Origin of the sequence: Glaciihabitans sp. dw_435 (assembly GCF_018449675.1) — a bacterium.
GTDB lineage: Bacteria > Actinomycetota > Actinomycetes > Actinomycetales > Microbacteriaceae > Glaciihabitans.
On sequence record NZ_JAAVUZ010000005.1, the window covers coordinates 78,816 to 93,849 of the forward strand.

Annotated in this window: 14 protein-coding genes; 9 read left to right on the forward strand and 5 right to left on the reverse strand. The window is 66.4% G+C overall.

Going from position 1 to position 15,034, the window contains the following annotated elements; translation table 11 throughout:
• Window positions 1-89: 89 nt before the first annotated feature.
• From HB677_RS08925 to HB677_RS08935, 3 genes are all read right to left on the reverse strand, one after another.
• Window positions 90-1,160, reverse strand: coding sequence for a low specificity L-threonine aldolase (locus HB677_RS08925; RefSeq protein WP_307852543.1), 1,071 nt, complete (start codon window positions 1,158-1,160; stop codon window positions 90-92).
• Window positions 1,161-1,245: 85 nt separating this feature from the next.
• A complete protein-coding gene (locus HB677_RS08930) occupies window positions 1,246-1,893 on the reverse strand; it encodes an SDR family NAD(P)-dependent oxidoreductase (RefSeq protein WP_213815348.1) in 648 nt (215 codons plus the stop codon).
• Between the two features lie 56 nt (window positions 1,894-1,949).
• A complete protein-coding gene (locus tag HB677_RS08935) occupies window positions 1,950-3,344 on the reverse strand; it encodes a DUF6421 family protein (RefSeq protein ID WP_213815349.1) in 1,395 nt (464 codons plus the stop codon).
• A 277-nt stretch (window positions 3,345-3,621) separates the two neighbouring features.
• Here HB677_RS08935 and HB677_RS08940 point away from each other — a divergent pair, with 277 nt between their 5' ends.
• Window positions 3,622-4,083, forward strand: a complete 462-nt coding sequence (locus HB677_RS08940) for a hypothetical protein (protein WP_213815350.1) — start codon at window positions 3,622-3,624, stop codon at window positions 4,081-4,083.
• A gap of 8 nt (window positions 4,084-4,091) precedes the next feature.
• Here HB677_RS08940 and HB677_RS08945 read toward each other — a convergent pair whose 3' ends face one another.
• The gene (locus tag HB677_RS08945) at window positions 4,092-4,907 is read right to left on the reverse strand and encodes an alpha/beta fold hydrolase (RefSeq protein ID WP_213815351.1); all 816 of its coding nucleotides are present in this window, start codon (window positions 4,905-4,907) and stop codon (window positions 4,092-4,094) included.
• Window positions 4,908-5,058: 151 nt separating this feature from the next.
• Between HB677_RS08945 and HB677_RS08950 the strand changes: the two genes are divergently transcribed.
• The 8 genes from HB677_RS08950 (at window position 5,059) to HB677_RS08985 (ending at window position 14,127) form a co-directional block, all read left to right on the forward strand.
• On the forward strand, window positions 5,059-6,084 hold the full coding sequence (locus HB677_RS08950; RefSeq protein WP_213815352.1) for a LacI family DNA-binding transcriptional regulator: 1,026 nt from the start codon (window positions 5,059-5,061) through the stop codon (window positions 6,082-6,084).
• A 124-nt stretch (window positions 6,085-6,208) separates the two neighbouring features.
• Complete coding sequence (locus tag HB677_RS08955; RefSeq protein WP_213815471.1) at window positions 6,209-7,447, forward strand: extracellular solute-binding protein; 1,239 nt, start codon at window positions 6,209-6,211, stop codon at window positions 7,445-7,447.
• A gap of 8 nt (window positions 7,448-7,455) precedes the next feature.
• A complete protein-coding gene (locus tag HB677_RS08960) occupies window positions 7,456-8,430 on the forward strand; it encodes a carbohydrate ABC transporter permease (protein WP_213815353.1) in 975 nt (324 codons plus the stop codon).
• Window positions 8,430-9,263, forward strand: a complete 834-nt coding sequence (locus HB677_RS08965) for a carbohydrate ABC transporter permease (RefSeq protein ID WP_213815354.1) — start codon at window positions 8,430-8,432, stop codon at window positions 9,261-9,263. Before HB677_RS08960 ends, HB677_RS08965 begins: the two co-directional genes overlap by 1 nt.
• Before the next feature lie 8 nt (window positions 9,264-9,271).
• Complete coding sequence (locus tag HB677_RS08970) at window positions 9,272-10,342, forward strand: glycosidase (RefSeq protein WP_213815355.1); 1,071 nt, start codon at window positions 9,272-9,274, stop codon at window positions 10,340-10,342.
• A gap of 102 nt (window positions 10,343-10,444) precedes the next feature.
• The gene (locus HB677_RS08975) at window positions 10,445-12,532 is read left to right on the forward strand and encodes a hypothetical protein (protein ID WP_213815356.1); all 2,088 of its coding nucleotides are present in this window, start codon (window positions 10,445-10,447) and stop codon (window positions 12,530-12,532) included.
• 132 nt (window positions 12,533-12,664) lie between these two features.
• A complete protein-coding gene (locus HB677_RS08980) occupies window positions 12,665-13,585 on the forward strand; it encodes an AEC family transporter (RefSeq protein WP_213815357.1) in 921 nt (306 codons plus the stop codon).
• A gap of 104 nt (window positions 13,586-13,689) precedes the next feature.
• Complete coding sequence (locus HB677_RS08985) at window positions 13,690-14,127, forward strand: BLUF domain-containing protein (protein WP_213815358.1); 438 nt, start codon at window positions 13,690-13,692, stop codon at window positions 14,125-14,127.
• Here HB677_RS08985 and HB677_RS08990 read toward each other — a convergent pair.
• Complete coding sequence (locus HB677_RS08990) at window positions 14,124-14,963, reverse strand: exodeoxyribonuclease III (RefSeq protein WP_213815359.1); 840 nt, start codon at window positions 14,961-14,963, stop codon at window positions 14,124-14,126. The two genes, HB677_RS08985 and HB677_RS08990, sit on opposite strands and share 4 nt — an antisense overlap.
• Between the last annotated feature and the right edge of the window lie 71 nt (window positions 14,964-15,034).

Here is a 15,034-nt window from a genome sequence, read left to right on the forward strand (position 1 = left end):
CCTCACCCCAGTCAGCCGAACGCCCCGCCCGCACGGAGATCCGAAATATCTCCGGGCAGGCGGGGCGTTTCGCTGCGGTCTGCGGGCGGTTACGCCGGGTTCGCCAGCTCGGCGGAGATCGCCGCGACGAACCCGTCGATGTCGGACTCGGTGGTGTCGAACGCGGTCATCCAGCGCACCTCGCCCGCGGCCCGGTCCCAGTCGTAGAAGCGGAACTGTTGCTTCAGCCGGTCCGCCGACTCGTTCGCCAGCGCCGCGAACACCGCGTTGGCCTGCGTCGGTCGCGTGAAGCTCAGCCCGTGGATGCGCCCGGCCGCGATGGCCTCCTCGAGCGATCCCCGCAGGCGTGCCGCCATTGCGTTCGAGTGTGCCGCCGACCGCAGGTACAGGTCATCCTCGAGCAGCGCGAGCAGCTGCGCGCTGACGAACCGCATCTTGGAGGCGAGCTGCATGTTCAGCTTGCGCAAGAAGATCAGACCATCGGATGCCTCGGGGTTGAGCACCACGACGGCCTCGCCATACAACAGGCCGTTCTTGGTTCCGCCGAAGCTCAGTACGTCCACGCCGGCGTCCGAGGTGAAGTCGCGCAGCGGTACGCCCAGGGCCGCCGCGGCGTTGGAGATCCGGGCACCGTCCATGTGGAGGGTCATCCCGAGCTTGTGAACGTGGTCGGCAATCGCGCGCACCTCGTCGACCGTGTACAGCGTGCCGAGTTCCGTGGTCTGGGTGATGCTGACCGCGAGCGGCTGCGCGCGGTGCTCGTCGCCCCAGCCCCACGCCTCGACGTCGATGAGCTCGGGGGTGAGCTTGCCGTCGGGGGTGTCGACCGTGAGCAGCTTGAGTCCGCTGATGCGCTCGGGTGCGCCGTTCTCGTCCGTGTGGATGTGCGCGGTGCTCGTGGCGACGACAGCTCCCCAGCGCGGGAGCATGCTGGTCAGCGCCGTGACGTTCGCGCCGGTGCCGTTGAACACCGGGAAGACCTCGGTGCGGTCACCGAACAGCCCGCGCATGACCTCGCCGAGCCTGGCGGTGTAGACGTCCTCGCCGTAGGCGATCTGGTGGCCGCCGTTGGCCTCGGCAATGGCCGCGATCACTTCTGGATGCGCGCCGGCGTAGTTGTCGCTGGCGAATCCGCGGTACTGGTCGTCATGAAGTTTCACGGGAGGCGTCTTTCGTTCGGAGGTTCGGCGGTGCGTGGGCGCACAGCCCTGCTGCGGTGAGGCGCTGCGGTGCGGATGACCCGCGCTACAGCGACCGGGTGGTGAGGCGGATCCTGGCGCCGTTGAGCTCGACCACCGGGGCATCCCAGAGACCGGCGACGCGGGTCGCGAGGGTGTCGACGGAGGTGTCGTTCTCGCCGGTGCCGAGGGCACGCACCACGAAGGTGACGGCGGCTGCCGTTCCGGCCTTCGCCCATCCGGATGCCACGGAGCCGACCCACGCCTCTGCGGCGGCCTTCGCGGTGGCGTAGTTGGCGCTGCTCCAGGTGGGGGAGTCGACGCTCGTGGAGCTCACGACGGCCAGGCGACCGGCGGGAGAGGCGACGAGATCGTCACGGAAGGCGAGGGTGGTGTTGCGCAGGGTGGTGATGAGGCGTTCCTCGAGCCAGGCCCAGGTTGCGTCGTCATTTCCGGGCTTCCAGCCACCGACGAGGTGCACGAGTCCATCGATCGGGCCGACCTCGGTGCGCACCGTTTCGGCAAGGGCGAGGACCGCGGCGGGGTCGGAGAGGTCGCACACGTAGGAGGCGTCGGCCGGGACATCCGCCAGCCTGCCCGCATCGGATCCGACGGCGATGACCCGCACTCCCGTTGCCTGCAGGGCGGCGGCACACGCGTGCCCCGCCGCGCTCGACGCGCCGGCAATGAGGACGGTACGGGACGGCTCAGTCATGGCTTCTCATACTTCCAGTGTCCTCCATAGTGCGCGCCGGCGCGTCGGCAGCCCGATTACGCCGTAATCCCGCTGGTCGATTCGATGACGGTCGCCATCTTTTTCGAGAGGGCTTCGTAGAACATCGAGAGGGGGAACTCGTCGTCCATGACCGCGTCGGTGAGTCCCTTCGGCGGTCCGTCCAGCGGGAGGTCGCGCACCGCCCAGCGGGAGGCGGGGTGGGGGGTGAGCGTGGCGGACACGAGGTCGTAGGCCGCGAGCCAGTGGGCGGCCTTGGGGCGGTCGATCGACGCCCAGTAGAGGTCGTCGATCTCCTTGCCGAGAGCGATGACGACGTCCGGGATCTCGTCCCAGTCGATGGTCAGCGCGGTGTCGGTCCAGTGCAGCACGTGGTGCTGGTGCAGCCAGGCGAACAGCAGCTGTCCGCCGAGGCCGTCGTAGTTACGCACGCGACTGCCGGTGATCGCGAAGCGGAAGTTCCTGTCGAAGATCACGGCGTATTGCACGAGCTTCGCGCGATCGCGGGTGACGTCGTCTGTGTCATCCGCCCGCTCCAGGCGCACCGCCTCGCGGAACGCCGTCAGGTCACAGCGCAGTTCCTCGAGCGAGTAGAGGAAGAACGGCATGCGCTGCTTGATCATGAACGGGTCGAAGGGCAGGTCACCACGCATGTGGGTGCGGTCGTGGATGAGGTCCCACATCACGAAGGTCTCTTCGGCCAGGCGCTGGTCGTCGAGCAGGCGTGCGGCGTCCGCGGGCAGTTCTAGCCGGGTGATCTCGGCGGCGGCGCCCAGCACGCGGCGGAAGCGTGCGGCCTCGCGGTCGGCGAAGATCGCTCCCCAGGTGAAGGTGGGGATGGCGCGCATGGCGACAGATTCAGGGAACAGCACCGCGGCGTTGGTGTCGTAGCCGTCCGTGAAATCGATGAAGCGGATCGGCACGAACAGCGCGTTCGAATAGTCGCCCGCCTGCAGTTCGTCGATGAATTCGGGCCACAGCACCTCGATCAGCACGGCCTCGACGAGGCGATCGGTGCTGCCGTTCTGCGTGTACATCGGGAAGACGACCAGGTGGCGCAGGCCGTCAACGCGATCGAGCTGGGGCTGGAACGCCAGCAGGGAGTCGAGAAAGTCGGGAACGCCGAACCCTTCCGCTGCCCAGCGCCGGAAGTCGGTGGCGACTGCCTCGAGGTACGCGTCGTCGTGCGGGAACACCTCGCGGAAGTTCAGCGCCGCCGTCGCGATGGCCTCGACGTACCTGGCCGCATCGGCGTGGTGGGCAGGGTCGGGGATGCTTCCGTCTTTGATCTGCAGGGGGCGGATGTCCCGGGCCGCGTCTTTCAGCGACTGCCAGTCGTCACTCGCGGCAAGGTCGGCATTCACGGCGGAACGGTCCTCGACAACCTCGGGTTCTCCGACGATGGTGCTGGTGAATTCTGCACTGCGTGACATGGGACCTCCGATCCTTGCGATGAGTGGGGCGTACCGGGCGAGACGCGGGACGTGATGGTGCGTCGGAGCACCACCGCTGAGGGGTGATGCAACGAATCCGCGCTTGCATCGAGCCTAATGATGGATCTTCGGCGTTTGGTTGCACTGGGCGCCGGAAAGCTGCGCTACCCGACCCGTGCGCGCAGCTTCTCCTCCACCGGAGACGATACGGCCGAGTTGTCCACAGAGGGCGGCCCTCGGCACCCGCGCTGTCGGCGGCGAGGAAGAGGGTCGTCCCATGACAACGACACGGAACTCAGAACTCACCATTGCCCGACTGCTCGATGACTTCTTCGCGGAGGTTGCCGAGGGCGCACGACCGACCACGGTGCGGCGTCTTGCCACCGTGCGAATGCACCTGGAGGCGTATCTCGACGAGCACGCCTGGCACGTGCTCACCTCGCGGCAACTCGCGATCCTGCGCGCTGAACAGCAGCACAATCCCGTCGGGGCATTTGCCCGCACCATGGGCGCCGAAGACCTCTTCTTCGCCTTCTCCTGCTACCTGAGACCGGAATACCGGCTGCGCAACGTCGTGGATGCGCGCTGCCAGGTGCGGGTGATCGGTCAGCTCACCCAGTGGCTGTATGCCCGCGGACTGCTGGCCAACTGGCGCGATATGGCGTGCATCGCACTCGATATCGAGTGTGCGCTGCGCGAGGCCCGTCGCAGCCTCGCCACCGCGGCCGCCCAGCCGTGAGGCCCGGTCTACAGGCCGTGTGTGCCGAGCCAGTCCAGGAGCACGCGTTCGAATTCGTTCGCCTGCTCGACGCTCGGCAGGTGGGCGGCATTCGGGAAACGGCAGCCGTCGGCGTGCGGGATGGTGGTGACGAGGTACTCGTACTGCAGCAGCGCCGGAGTGATGTCGAAGTCACCCACCATGACGAGGGTGGGAACCTCGATGTCGCTGACGCGTCCGTATGCCGACGGCTCCAGTCCGATCGGAATCGGCTGCTCGGCGATGTGGGAGATGTTGATCGCGTTCAGCTCGTAGGCGGTCGCGACGAACGCCGGGTCGAGATCCTCCTCGCGGCGTTCCGGGCCGAAATCCCAGAGCGCGGCCTCGAGCCGATTCTGGCGGATCCAGTCGCCGGCCTCCCATGCCGCGTCGACTTCATCGAAGAGCTCGTCCTCACGATCGGTGAGTTCGACCTCGGGGAACCCGCTGGGCCCGGAGCCGATCACTACGAGTCCGAGCACCCGCCCGGGCGAATCGAGGGTGAGGTCAATGGCGATCCCGCCGCCGCGCGAGCAGCCAATCACCGTTGCCTTGTGCACACCGACGTGATCGAGCACCGCGAGGGCGTCCGCCCGGTTGGAGAACTCGATGTTCTGCGACTCCGTGAGGCCGAACCCGCGCATGTCCAGTCGCACCACGAAGTGGTCCGATGCCAGGGCGGCGATCTGCGGATCCCACATGCGCAGCGACGCGATGCCCGCGTGGATGAGCAGCAGGCAGGGGCTGTCGGCGGCACCATCGGTCTCGTAGTAGAGCGAGGCGCCTTCGACGTCGAGGTAGGGCATGCTCCGAGATTACCGACCGAGCGTCTAGGCCGCACCGACGAATTTCGTGAGGGCTTGTTCTTTTCACAATCACGGCGTACGGTGACTAAACCGGTTCAGACGACCCCGAACGGGGGCGGCCCCGGCCCGACGACTCGATGAGGAGAACGCGATGATGAGCGAGCGCCCCACGATCGCCGACGTCGCCCGGGTCGCCGGAGTCAGCAAGGGGCTGGTGTCCTTCGCCCTCAACGACAAGCCGGGCGTCTCCGTCGAAACCCGGCAGCGCATCCTCTCTGTGGCCAGCGAGCTGGGCTGGAAGCCGAGCATGCGGGCCCGGTCGCTGAGCTCTCGCCGCGCGTACGCGGTGGGCCTCGTCATCGCCCGCGACCCCGGCATCATCGCCGCCGATCCCTTCTTCCCCGCCCTGATCGCGGGCATCGAAATTGCCCTGGCTCCCGCCGGGCAGGTGCTGGTGCTCAGCATGGTCGCCGATGAGGAAGCGGAAATCGCGAGCTACCGCCAACTCGTCGAGAACGACCGCGTCGACGGGGTGATCCTCACCGACCTCCGAACGAATGACGCCCGCATCGCGCTCGCTGTCGAGCTGGGGCTTTCCGCCGTGACCCTCGGTCACCCGGACATCCCCTCGCCGTTTCCTGCCGTGACCGTTGACGATGCCGCGGGCATCCGGGCTGCCGTCGCCCACCTTGTAGCGCTCGGCCACACCCGCATCGCCCACGTCGGCGGACCGTCGCGCATGCTGCACGGCAGCCGTCGGCGGAACTCGTTCCTCGCCGCGCTCGCCGAAGCGGGACTCTCCGGCGAGCTCGCCATCGAGACCGACTTCAGTTCCGCCGACGGTGCCCGCGTGACCGCGGACCTGCTCGCGCTGGCGGAGCCGCCCACGGCAATCGTCTACTCCAATGACCCGATGGCTATCGCGGGCATGAGCGTCGCCCAGCGGGCCGGCTTCTCGATTCCGCAGGATCTCTCGGTAACCGGCTTTGACGGTAGCGACCTCGGCAACTTCACCAACCCGTCGCTCACCTCGGTGTCCACGCAGGTGCAGGAGTGGGGGCGTGCCGCCACGGATGCTCTCCTGCGCGTGATCGCCGGGGAGGACGTCGTCGACGTCGAGCTGGCGCCGGCGCAGCTCGTGCCCCGCGAATCCAGCGCCGGGCCGCCCCGAACTTAATTTTCCGAACCCAACACCCCCGACGGCAGAGCTGCCGCCGTTCAGTTATACAAAGGAGTCAACTGTGCGAAGAAGAACAGTACGAACACGGACCGTGATCGGGGCGGCGCTGCTGGCCACCGCGATGGTCGGCCTCACCGCCTGCGGCAGTGGCGGATCCACGAGCGGTAACGCCTCGGCCAAGGGTCCGATCACGATCTGGTACTCGAACAACGAGCAGGAAGTGGCCTGGGGTAAGCAGATGGTTGCCGCCTGGAACGCCGCGAACCCCGACGAGCAGGTCAAGGGTCAGGAGATCCCGGCCGGCAAGAGCAGCGAAGAAGTCATCGGAGCCGCGATTGCCGCGGGTAATGCCCCGTGCCTGATCTACAACACTGCCCCCTCGGCGGTCGGCCAGTTCGAGAAGCAGGGCGGTCTCGTCGACCTGTCGAAGATTGACGGAGGTGCAGCGTACATCGAAGCGCGCAGCGGCGATGTGTCGAAGCAGTACCAGAACGCCGATGGCGACTACTTCCAGATGCCCTGGAAGTCGAACCCGGTGGTCATTTTCTACAACAAGGACCTGTTCAAGAAGGCGGGCCTCGACCCGGAGAACCCGAAACTGTCGACCTACGCCGACTTCCTCGCGACCTCCAAGACCCTCGTCGACAAGGGTGTCGCGCCCAACGCGATTCTCCCCGCTCCGACCAGTGAGTTCTTCCAGTCGCAGTTCGACTTCTACCCGCTGTACGCGGCGCAGACGGGCGGATCGCAGATCGTCGAAGACAACAAGGCAACCTTCGCCGACCAGGACGGCTACGACGTGGCCGACTTCTGGGCGACGATGTACAAGGACAAGCTCGCCGGCCAGGAAAAGTACACCGGTGATGCGTTCGCCGATGGACAGGCCGCCATGGCGATCGTCGGTCCGTGGGCAGTCTCCATCTACAAGGACGTGAACTGGGGATCCGTTCCCGTTCCGACGAAGGACGGAACGAGCGCTGCCGACACCTGGACGTTCAGCGATGCCAAGAACATCGGGCTCTACTCCGCGTGCAAGAACCAGGGCACTGCGTGGGACGTCCTGAAGTTCTCGACCAGCGAGGAGCAGGATGGCAAGCTCCTTGAGCTGACCGGTCAGATGCCCCTCCGCACCGACCTGCAGACCACCTACGCCGACTACTTCACGGCCAACCCCGCCTACAAGGCGTTCGGTGACCAGGCCTCCCGCACCGTCGAGGTGCCGCCGGGACCGAACACGGTCGAGATGCTGCAGACCTTCCGTGACGCCTGGTCCAAGTCGGTGATCTTCGGCAAGGAAGACGTGCACAAGGCCCTGGACGACGCGGCCGCCAAGATCGACACGATCGCGAAGCAGCCGTAGGTCATCCGATGACTGACGTCATTGCCGCGCCGGAGGCCAACGTGCCTCCGGCCGGCTCCCCGCCCCGGGCGTCGGGAACGGGTTCCGGCCCCAGCAAGCGGCGCAAGCGCCGCCTGTTGGGTAAGAACCCCCTCGGCCTCCTGTTCAGCGCGCCGTACCTTGTCTTCGTGATCGCGGTCTTCGCCGTGCCCCTGGTGTACTCGGTGTACATCGCGTTTCACGACTACTTCTTCTCGGCGCCCGGTGCCGTCGTTGACCGCCCGTTCGTCGGGCTGGACAACTTCGTCACCGCGCTCACCGATCCCGCGGTCATCCGCTCGTTTGGCAACGTCGGCATTTTCCTGCTGATCAACGTGCCGCTCACGGTGGTGCTGTCGATCGGGCTGGCGACGGCGCTTAACCGGGTCGTGCACTTCCGCACCTTCCTGCGGGTGAGTTACTACGTGCCGTACGTCACGGCGTCGGTCGCCGTGGTGGGCGTCTGGCTGTTCCTCTTCAATGGGAGCGGCCTGGTCAACCAGATTCTCGGCCCGCTGGCGCCGGACCCGTCGTGGCTCGTCAACTCCACGTGGGCGATGCCGACCATTGCCATCTTCGTCACCTGGAAGCAGCTCGGGTTCTACATCCTGCTGTATCTGGCGGCGCTGCAGGCGGTGCCCAAGGAGCTCTACGAATCCGCCTCCACGGATGGGGCGGGCGCGATGCGCAGCTTCTTCTCGGTCACGGTGCCGGGTGTGCGGCCAGCCACGGTGCTGGTGCTGCTCGTCTCCACGGTCACGGGAGCGAACCTGTTCACCGAGCCCTACCTGCTCACGGGAGGTGGCGGCCCCGACGGGGCATCCGCTTCACCGGTCTTGATCATGTACCAGCGGGGCCTGCAACAGGGTCAGCCGGACGTCGCGGCGGCCATCGGCATCATCCTGGTGGTTCTGGTGCTGATCATCGCCTTACTGCAAAACCGCTTCGCGGGGGAGAGAGACTGATGTCCAGATTCCAGACAGCGCTGCGCGGTGTCGTGTTGGCGGTGGGAGCCCTCGTGTTCCTGTTCCCGTTCTATTACATGATCATCGGGTCATTGCAGGCAAAGCCCGACCCGACGGTGGCGGGAGCGTTTCCCAACCCCGCCAACCTGACCGGCGAAAACTATGTGCAGATCAACGACCGCATCAACCTCTTCCAGGGGCTGCTGAACTCCGGCATTTTCACCGGCGGTGTGCTGATCGGCACGATGATCTTTGGGTTGCTCGTCGGGTACGCCCTGGCTCAGCTGCAGTGGAGGGGACGCGGGGTCACATTTGCCCTCGCGCTGCTCGTGCAGGTCGTGCCCTTCCAGCTGCTCATCATCCCGCTGTATGTGCTCATCGCACGCGACTACGGGCTGGCGGACAACTACCTCGGCATGATCCTTCCGTTCTTCATCAACTCGACGGCGGTGATCATCTTCCGGCAGTACTTCCTGCAGGTGCCGAAGGAGCTGTTTGAGGCGGCCCGCATCGACGGTGCGAGCGAGCTGAGGCTGCTGTGGAAGATCGCCATCCCCCTGGTACGCCCGGCCATCATCACGGTCGTGCTGCTCACCTTCATCGGACCGTGGAACGAGTTCCTCTGGCCCTTCCTCATCACCAAGGATGCGTCCCTGCAACCGCTGGCCGTGTCCCTCGCCAACTACATCTCCAATGTGGCCGCCACGGCGTCGAATCCCTTCGGGGCGACGCTGGCGGGAGCTGCCGTGCTGGCTGCGCCCGTCGTCGTCCTCTTCATCGTGTTCCAGCGCTACTTCATCTCCACAGACATCGGTTCCGGTGTGAAAGGTTGACCATGACAATGACAACTCGAACTGCTTTTCCCTACGCCCTCACGCGCGCGGGAGTGATCATGACACCGGAAGACGGCAACGCACTCGAAGCCGAGGGGGTGCTGAATCCCGCTACCGGCCACAATGCCGACGGCACGCTCTACCTGCTGCCCCGCATGGTGGCGACGGGCAATGTGAGCCGGGTGGGCCTTGCCCGCGTGGTGATCGAGAACGGTATCCCCATCGGAGTCAAGCGTGAAGGAATCGTGCTCGAGCCCGACCGGGGCTGGGAACGGGGAGCAAACAACTCGGGCGTCGAGGACCCGCGGGTGACGTTCATCCCGCAGCTGGGCCTTCACGTCATGACGTACGTGGCGTACGGCCCACTCGGCCCGCGCACGGCCATCGCGACCTCCGTTGACCTGCGCGAATGGACCCGCCTCGGCCCGGCGCTCTTCGACTACGACGATGCCCTCGACATGGACCTGAACCTCTTCCACAACAAAGACACCGTCTTCTTCCCGGAGCCGATCACGGCCCCCGACGGCGTGGAGAGCTTCGCCGTGCTGCACCGTCCGATGTGGGACCTGGGCGAGATTCGCCCGGGCGAGGGCATTCGTGTTCCAGCGGGGGTGGATGACGTGCGCCAGAGCATCTGGATCAGCTACATTCCCGTCGCCGAAGTGGTCGCCGACATCCGTGCCCTGGTGCGGTGGGGCCAGCACACGCTGCTCGCCGCACCGGAAGCACCGTTCGAGGAGGTCAAGATCGGGGGTGGACCTCCTCCCGTCCGCGTCGACGAGGGATGGCTCGTGCTGTACCACGGCGTCACCGGCGTCATCAACAACGCTTTCGCACAGCAGCAGAACGTGAACTATTCCGCGGGCGGCATGATTCTCGATGCGCTTGACCCCCGGGTCATCCTGTCGCGGACTTCCGAGCCGCTGCTGGCGGCGGAAACCGAGGACGAACGCAGTGGGATCGTGCCGAACGTCGTGTTCCCGACGGCGATCGAGGAGATCGATGGCCAGAAGTATGTCTTCTACGGCATGGCCGACTCGAAGATCGGGGTCGCGCGGCTCGACCGCGCAGCTTCCTAACCGCCCGGGCTGGATCGCGAGTCACCGCGACCCAGCCCGGCATCGCGCCCGTCACCGGGCGCACGCACGAAGATTTGTCCGCTTATGTGAAAGGACCGTTCAATGAAGAACAGAACCCGCCGCGGAATCGCCGTCCTGGCGTCCGCGGTACTCGTGGCAGGGGTGACCGCAACGGCGGCCCCGGCCTTCGCCTCCGTCTCGCAGTCGGTGCCGGCCGCCGCGGCATCCGCCCGCCTCACCAACCTGGCGCACCTCGACTTCCTGCTGGACACGGCGACCCCGGCCGCCCTGCCCGACCACACCACGTACAAGCTCGACACCGCACCCGCCATCACGATGCCGTGGACGTATGCGGATGCGCGGGACGGCGGCACGTTTGCCCGGGTGGGCGGAGGGCCGCTGGATCCGGCGACCGGACACTGGGGCCAGGGGTCGTACAACGTCGACGACATCGCGCGCGCTGCCGTCGTCTACCTGCGGGACTGGAAGCAGACGGGCTCGGCCGCGAGCAAGCAGAAGGCCTACGAGCTGCTGCGTTCGGTCGCGTACTTCCAGACGACCACTGGCCCCAACGCCGGCAACGTCGTGCTGTGGATGCAGCCCGACGGAACGCTCAACCCGAGTCCTGTGCCGGTCGAGCTGCCGAACCCCTCCGACAGCGGTGACAGCTACTGGCTGGCCCGTTCGATCTGGGCGTTCGGTGAGGGATACGCAGCCTTTCAGAAGCAGGATCCGGCCTTCGCGTCGTTCCTGCAGCAGCGCCTGCAGCTGGGAGTGACCGCCCTGAACCGCGAGTCGCTGAGTAAATACGGAAAATGGAATATAGCCGACGGAACCCGGGTTCCGGCGTGGCTGATCGTCGATGGGGCGGATGCCTCGGCCGAGGCTGTGCTCGGACTCTCCGCCTACTCCGCGGCTGTCCCCCGGGACACGCAGGCACGCACCGCGTTGTCCGAGCTGTCCGAAGGCATCGCCGCGATGAGCTCGGGTGCAACCCAGAGCTGGCCGTACGGAGCGATTCTGCCGTGGGCGCAGTCGCGGTCAATGTGGCACGCGTGGTCGTCGCAGATGCCGGCGGCTCTCGCCGAGGCATCCACCGTCCTGAAGAAGAAGTCACTGCTCGCTCCGGCCGTAACCGACTCAGTCAGTTTCACGACGACTCTGTTGACGTCGGGTGGCCCGGACAACGCCTGGTACCCGACACCCATCGACACCACGCAGATCGCCTATGGCGTTGACTCCCGCCTGCAGTCGCTGCTCGCGGTGGCGGATGTCGGCAGGCTACCGGGTCTTCGCCAGGTGGCGGCCGTTGCGGCCAGCTGGTACTTCGGGGCCAACAAGTCGGGTGAACCTGTCTATAACCCGGCAACCGGGGTGACCTTCGACGGGGTGCAGGCCGATGGCACCGTGAACCACAACAGCGGTGCAGAATCCACCATCCACGGATTGCTGTCGATGCTCGCGCTCGATGCCCACCCCGACGTGAAGGCGGCGGCGCAGGCAACCACCCACATCACCACCACCGACGGAATTCGCGTCGTCGAGGCCGAATCGGCGGCGCCGACCACCGGCACCGTCGTGACGCCGGCTTCGGCGTGGACGGGTGAGTCGCAGTACAGCGGCGGGGCGTACCTCGCGCTGACGGCCGGGCAGAGCGCCACCATCGCTCTTGGCGCCACCGACCAGTCCGTTGCCCGGCTCGTGGAGCCCGTGGTGTTCCAGCCCGAGGTGGTGCGCGGTTCCGGAACTGCCGCGACGTCTCGCTGGAGCATCTGGCCGAATGCGGCTGGCCCGGCGACGCTGGGATCCCTCCGTCACGCGGTCGGCGCGCAGGGCATCACCGAGGTGCCCGGTGCTCTCCTGCCGCAGTCGCTGCGGCGCCCGGTGCCGGCAGGCGCAACGTCGGTCACCGTCGTGGGCACGGCAGGCACCGTCAACCTCGACGCACTGATCGTGCGTCCCGTGGTGTCCAGGCTCGTGCTGACCGGCGCCGCAGGCGCCACGACCGAGCTTGTGCACTCGGCGGCAACCACGCGCACGAGGACGGTCGTGGGGACGGCCGGCACCCGCTCCGTGGTGCGCAGTTACGACTCGCACGGAAAGCTCGTGCAGACGAAGAGCGTCGCGCGCGCGACATCCATCACCCTTCAGGCCGGCGGATTTGCTGTGCTGACGGGCGCAACGCGGTAAATTCTTCCTCGCAGCCACGAAGGGCCCGGGCCAACCACAGAGGGGTGTCCGGGCCTTTCGTGCGTGTGGAGCGCCGACCTCCCGGAGTTCGTTCGATTTCGGGGGACGGCGCGGGTGCCTCACACTGGGCGTATGGGTGGGGTGCTGACGGGATTCGGGATCATCGGTGCGATCATCCTCATCGGCTACATCGTGGGGCGCACCGGCATCCTCGGCGAGCACCAGAGATTTGTGCTCAGCCGTCTCGTGTTCTTCGTGCTCTCCCCGTGCCTGCTGTTCACGGTTCTCGCCGACGCGGATGTGCACACCCTCTTCTCGAAGACCCTCGCCGTCTCATCCATCGCGGCGATCCTCTCCTGCCTGATCTTCGCCGCGGTCGCGATCTTCGTCTGGCGTCGCCCGGCGGGAGACGTCGTCATCGGCTCCGCTGCCTCTGGCTACGTCAACGCGAACAACATCGGAATCCCGGTCGCGGTCTATCTGCTGGGCGACCCTGCGCTGTCCGCACCGGTGGTGCTGTTGCAGCTTCTCGTTCTCGCCCCGGTCATTCTGACGATTCTGGATGTCACGACCACGGGCACCGCGTCGCTTGGCCGTATCCTCCTCCAGCCCGTCAAGAACCCCCTCATCATCGGGTCTGCTTTGGGAGTGCTGCTGTCGGTCACCAACATTCACCTGCCCGCACCGGTGATGGAGCCGTTCCGCCTGATCGGGGCGGCGTCGGTTCCCGTCGTGCTGATCTCATTCGGGATGTCCCTGCACGGACAGAAGCTGCTCGAGGCCGGAAGCAACCGCCGCGACGTGATCCTCGCCTCGGTGATCAAGCTCGTGGTGATGCCGGTGATCGCGTGGTTCTTTGGTCACTTCGTCTTCGGGCTGGAGGGCACGCCGCTGTTTGCCGTCGTGATGCTCGCGGCACTGCCATCCGCTCAAAACGTGCTCAATTACGCCCAGCGCTACGACCGCGGAGAGACGCTCGCCCGGGATACCGTGCTCGTCACCACCGTCGGGTCTGTACCCGTGTTGATGCTGGCCGCGGTGCTGCTGCACTGACGTCGAGGCGTGCCGGGCGTCGTGAGTGTTTGAGCACCGTGTGGTTCGCAACCGAGCCCCCGGCGGCGATAATCGTGGGTGAACACAATCCAACAGGAGGACGCGTGTTATCGATCGCGTACGTGAGCGCCGCTACCAACCCGATGTCCGACGAGGACGTCGCGGCGATCCTGACGCAGGCGCGTGCCAATAACTCCAGCCGCGGGCTGACCGGGTCGTTGCTGTACCGCCGGGGCAGGTTCATCCAGATCCTCGAAGGACCCGACGACGAGGTGCGCGCCCGTTTCGCGGTGATTGCCGCCGACCCGCGTCACCGCAACGTGCAGACGGTGAGCGAGAAATTCATCGCGGAGCGCCAGTTTCCGGAGTGGACGATGGGTTTCCGTCCGCTCGGCGACAGCTCGGTGAAGCAGCTCGACGGGTTCGAGGACTACTTCGATGCCCGCACCGGGAGCGCGCGGCTCCGGTACGCCGACAACGAGGCTCAGCAGTTTCTCGAGTGGCTCGGCGAGTACTGGTTCCCGCCCGAGTACAGCGTCTAGAAGATCATCGGGCGGTCGTCGTCATCCTCGGTCGCAACATCGAGGTCGACGACAACGGGAACGTGGTCGCTCGGCGCCTCGCCCTTGCGCTCGTTGCGGTGGATCGTGGCGCCGGTGACCGAGTCCGCGAAGGACTGGCTTCCCAGGATGAAGTCGATGCGCACACCCTCGTTGCGGGGGAAGCGCAGCTGCTTGTAGTCCCAGTAGGTGTAGCCGGTCGGGATGAACGGACGAACGGTGTCGACGAGCCCGATGTCGGCGAACGAGGCGAAGGCGGCGCGCTCCTCGGGCGAGACATGGGTGGACTGCCCGACGACGATCGTCGGGTCGCCGTTGTCCTCGTCGGTCGGGATGACGTTGAAGTCACCCATCAGGGCGATCGGACCATTGTTGTTCGCCAGTGACCAGGCCTGCGTGGCATCCCGCAGCTTGGCCAGCCAGTCGAGCTTGTAGATCAAGTGTGGGTCTTCGAGGCTGCGACCGTTGGGAATGTACAGCGACCACAGCCGCAGGCCCGCGACCGTCACGCCGAGCGCGCGTGCCTCGAGCGGCTGGTCGGGACCCTCTGCTCCCTTGAGAAAGCCGGGCTGACCGGCGAAATTTGTTTCGACGTCTTCCATGGGGATGCGGCTGGCGAAAGCCACACCGTTCCACTGGTTGAGTCCGTGCGCGATGATCTCGTAGCCCGCGGCCTCGAACGCTTCGGTCGGGAACTGCACGGGCTTGCACTTGATCTCCTGCATGGCGAGAACGTCGATGTCCTCGCGCTCGAGCCAGTCGACAACCCGTCCGACGCGGGCACGGATCGAGTTCACATTCCAGGTGGCAACACGCATGCCTCCACGCTAGTTGGTGGGGGATCATGCTGCGGGATGCCACGGCCGCAGGCAGCCCCAATGTTGGGCTC

What these genes read in the sequence shown, in the direction of transcription:
- HB677_RS08930 (WP_213815348.1), bottom strand. Translation starts at nt 1,893, where the DNA reads ATGACTGAGCCGTCCCGTACCGTCCTCATTGCCGGCGCGTCGAGCGCG.
- HB677_RS08935 (WP_213815349.1), bottom strand. Translation starts at nt 3,344, where the DNA reads ATGTCACGCAGTGCAGAATTCACCAGCACCATCGTCGGAGAACCCGAG.
- HB677_RS08940 (WP_213815350.1), top strand. Translation starts at nt 3,622, where the DNA reads ATGACAACGACACGGAACTCAGAACTCACCATTGCCCGACTGCTCGAT.
- HB677_RS08945 (WP_213815351.1), bottom strand. Translation starts at nt 4,907, where the DNA reads ATGCCCTACCTCGACGTCGAAGGCGCCTCGCTCTACTACGAGACCGAT.
- HB677_RS08950 (WP_213815352.1), top strand. Translation starts at nt 5,059, where the DNA reads ATGATGAGCGAGCGCCCCACGATCGCCGACGTCGCCCGGGTCGCCGGA.
- HB677_RS08955 (WP_213815471.1), top strand. Translation starts at nt 6,209, where the DNA reads ATGGTCGGCCTCACCGCCTGCGGCAGTGGCGGATCCACGAGCGGTAAC.
- HB677_RS08960 (WP_213815353.1), top strand. Translation starts at nt 7,456, where the DNA reads ATGACTGACGTCATTGCCGCGCCGGAGGCCAACGTGCCTCCGGCCGGC.
- HB677_RS08965 (WP_213815354.1), top strand. Translation starts at nt 8,430, where the DNA reads ATGTCCAGATTCCAGACAGCGCTGCGCGGTGTCGTGTTGGCGGTGGGA.
- HB677_RS08970 (WP_213815355.1), top strand. Translation starts at nt 9,272, where the DNA reads ATGACAACTCGAACTGCTTTTCCCTACGCCCTCACGCGCGCGGGAGTG.
- HB677_RS08975 (WP_213815356.1), top strand. Translation starts at nt 10,445, where the DNA reads ATGAAGAACAGAACCCGCCGCGGAATCGCCGTCCTGGCGTCCGCGGTA.
- HB677_RS08980 (WP_213815357.1), top strand. Translation starts at nt 12,665, where the DNA reads ATGGGTGGGGTGCTGACGGGATTCGGGATCATCGGTGCGATCATCCTC.
- HB677_RS08990 (WP_213815359.1), bottom strand. Translation starts at nt 14,963, where the DNA reads ATGCGTGTTGCCACCTGGAATGTGAACTCGATCCGTGCCCGCGTCGGA.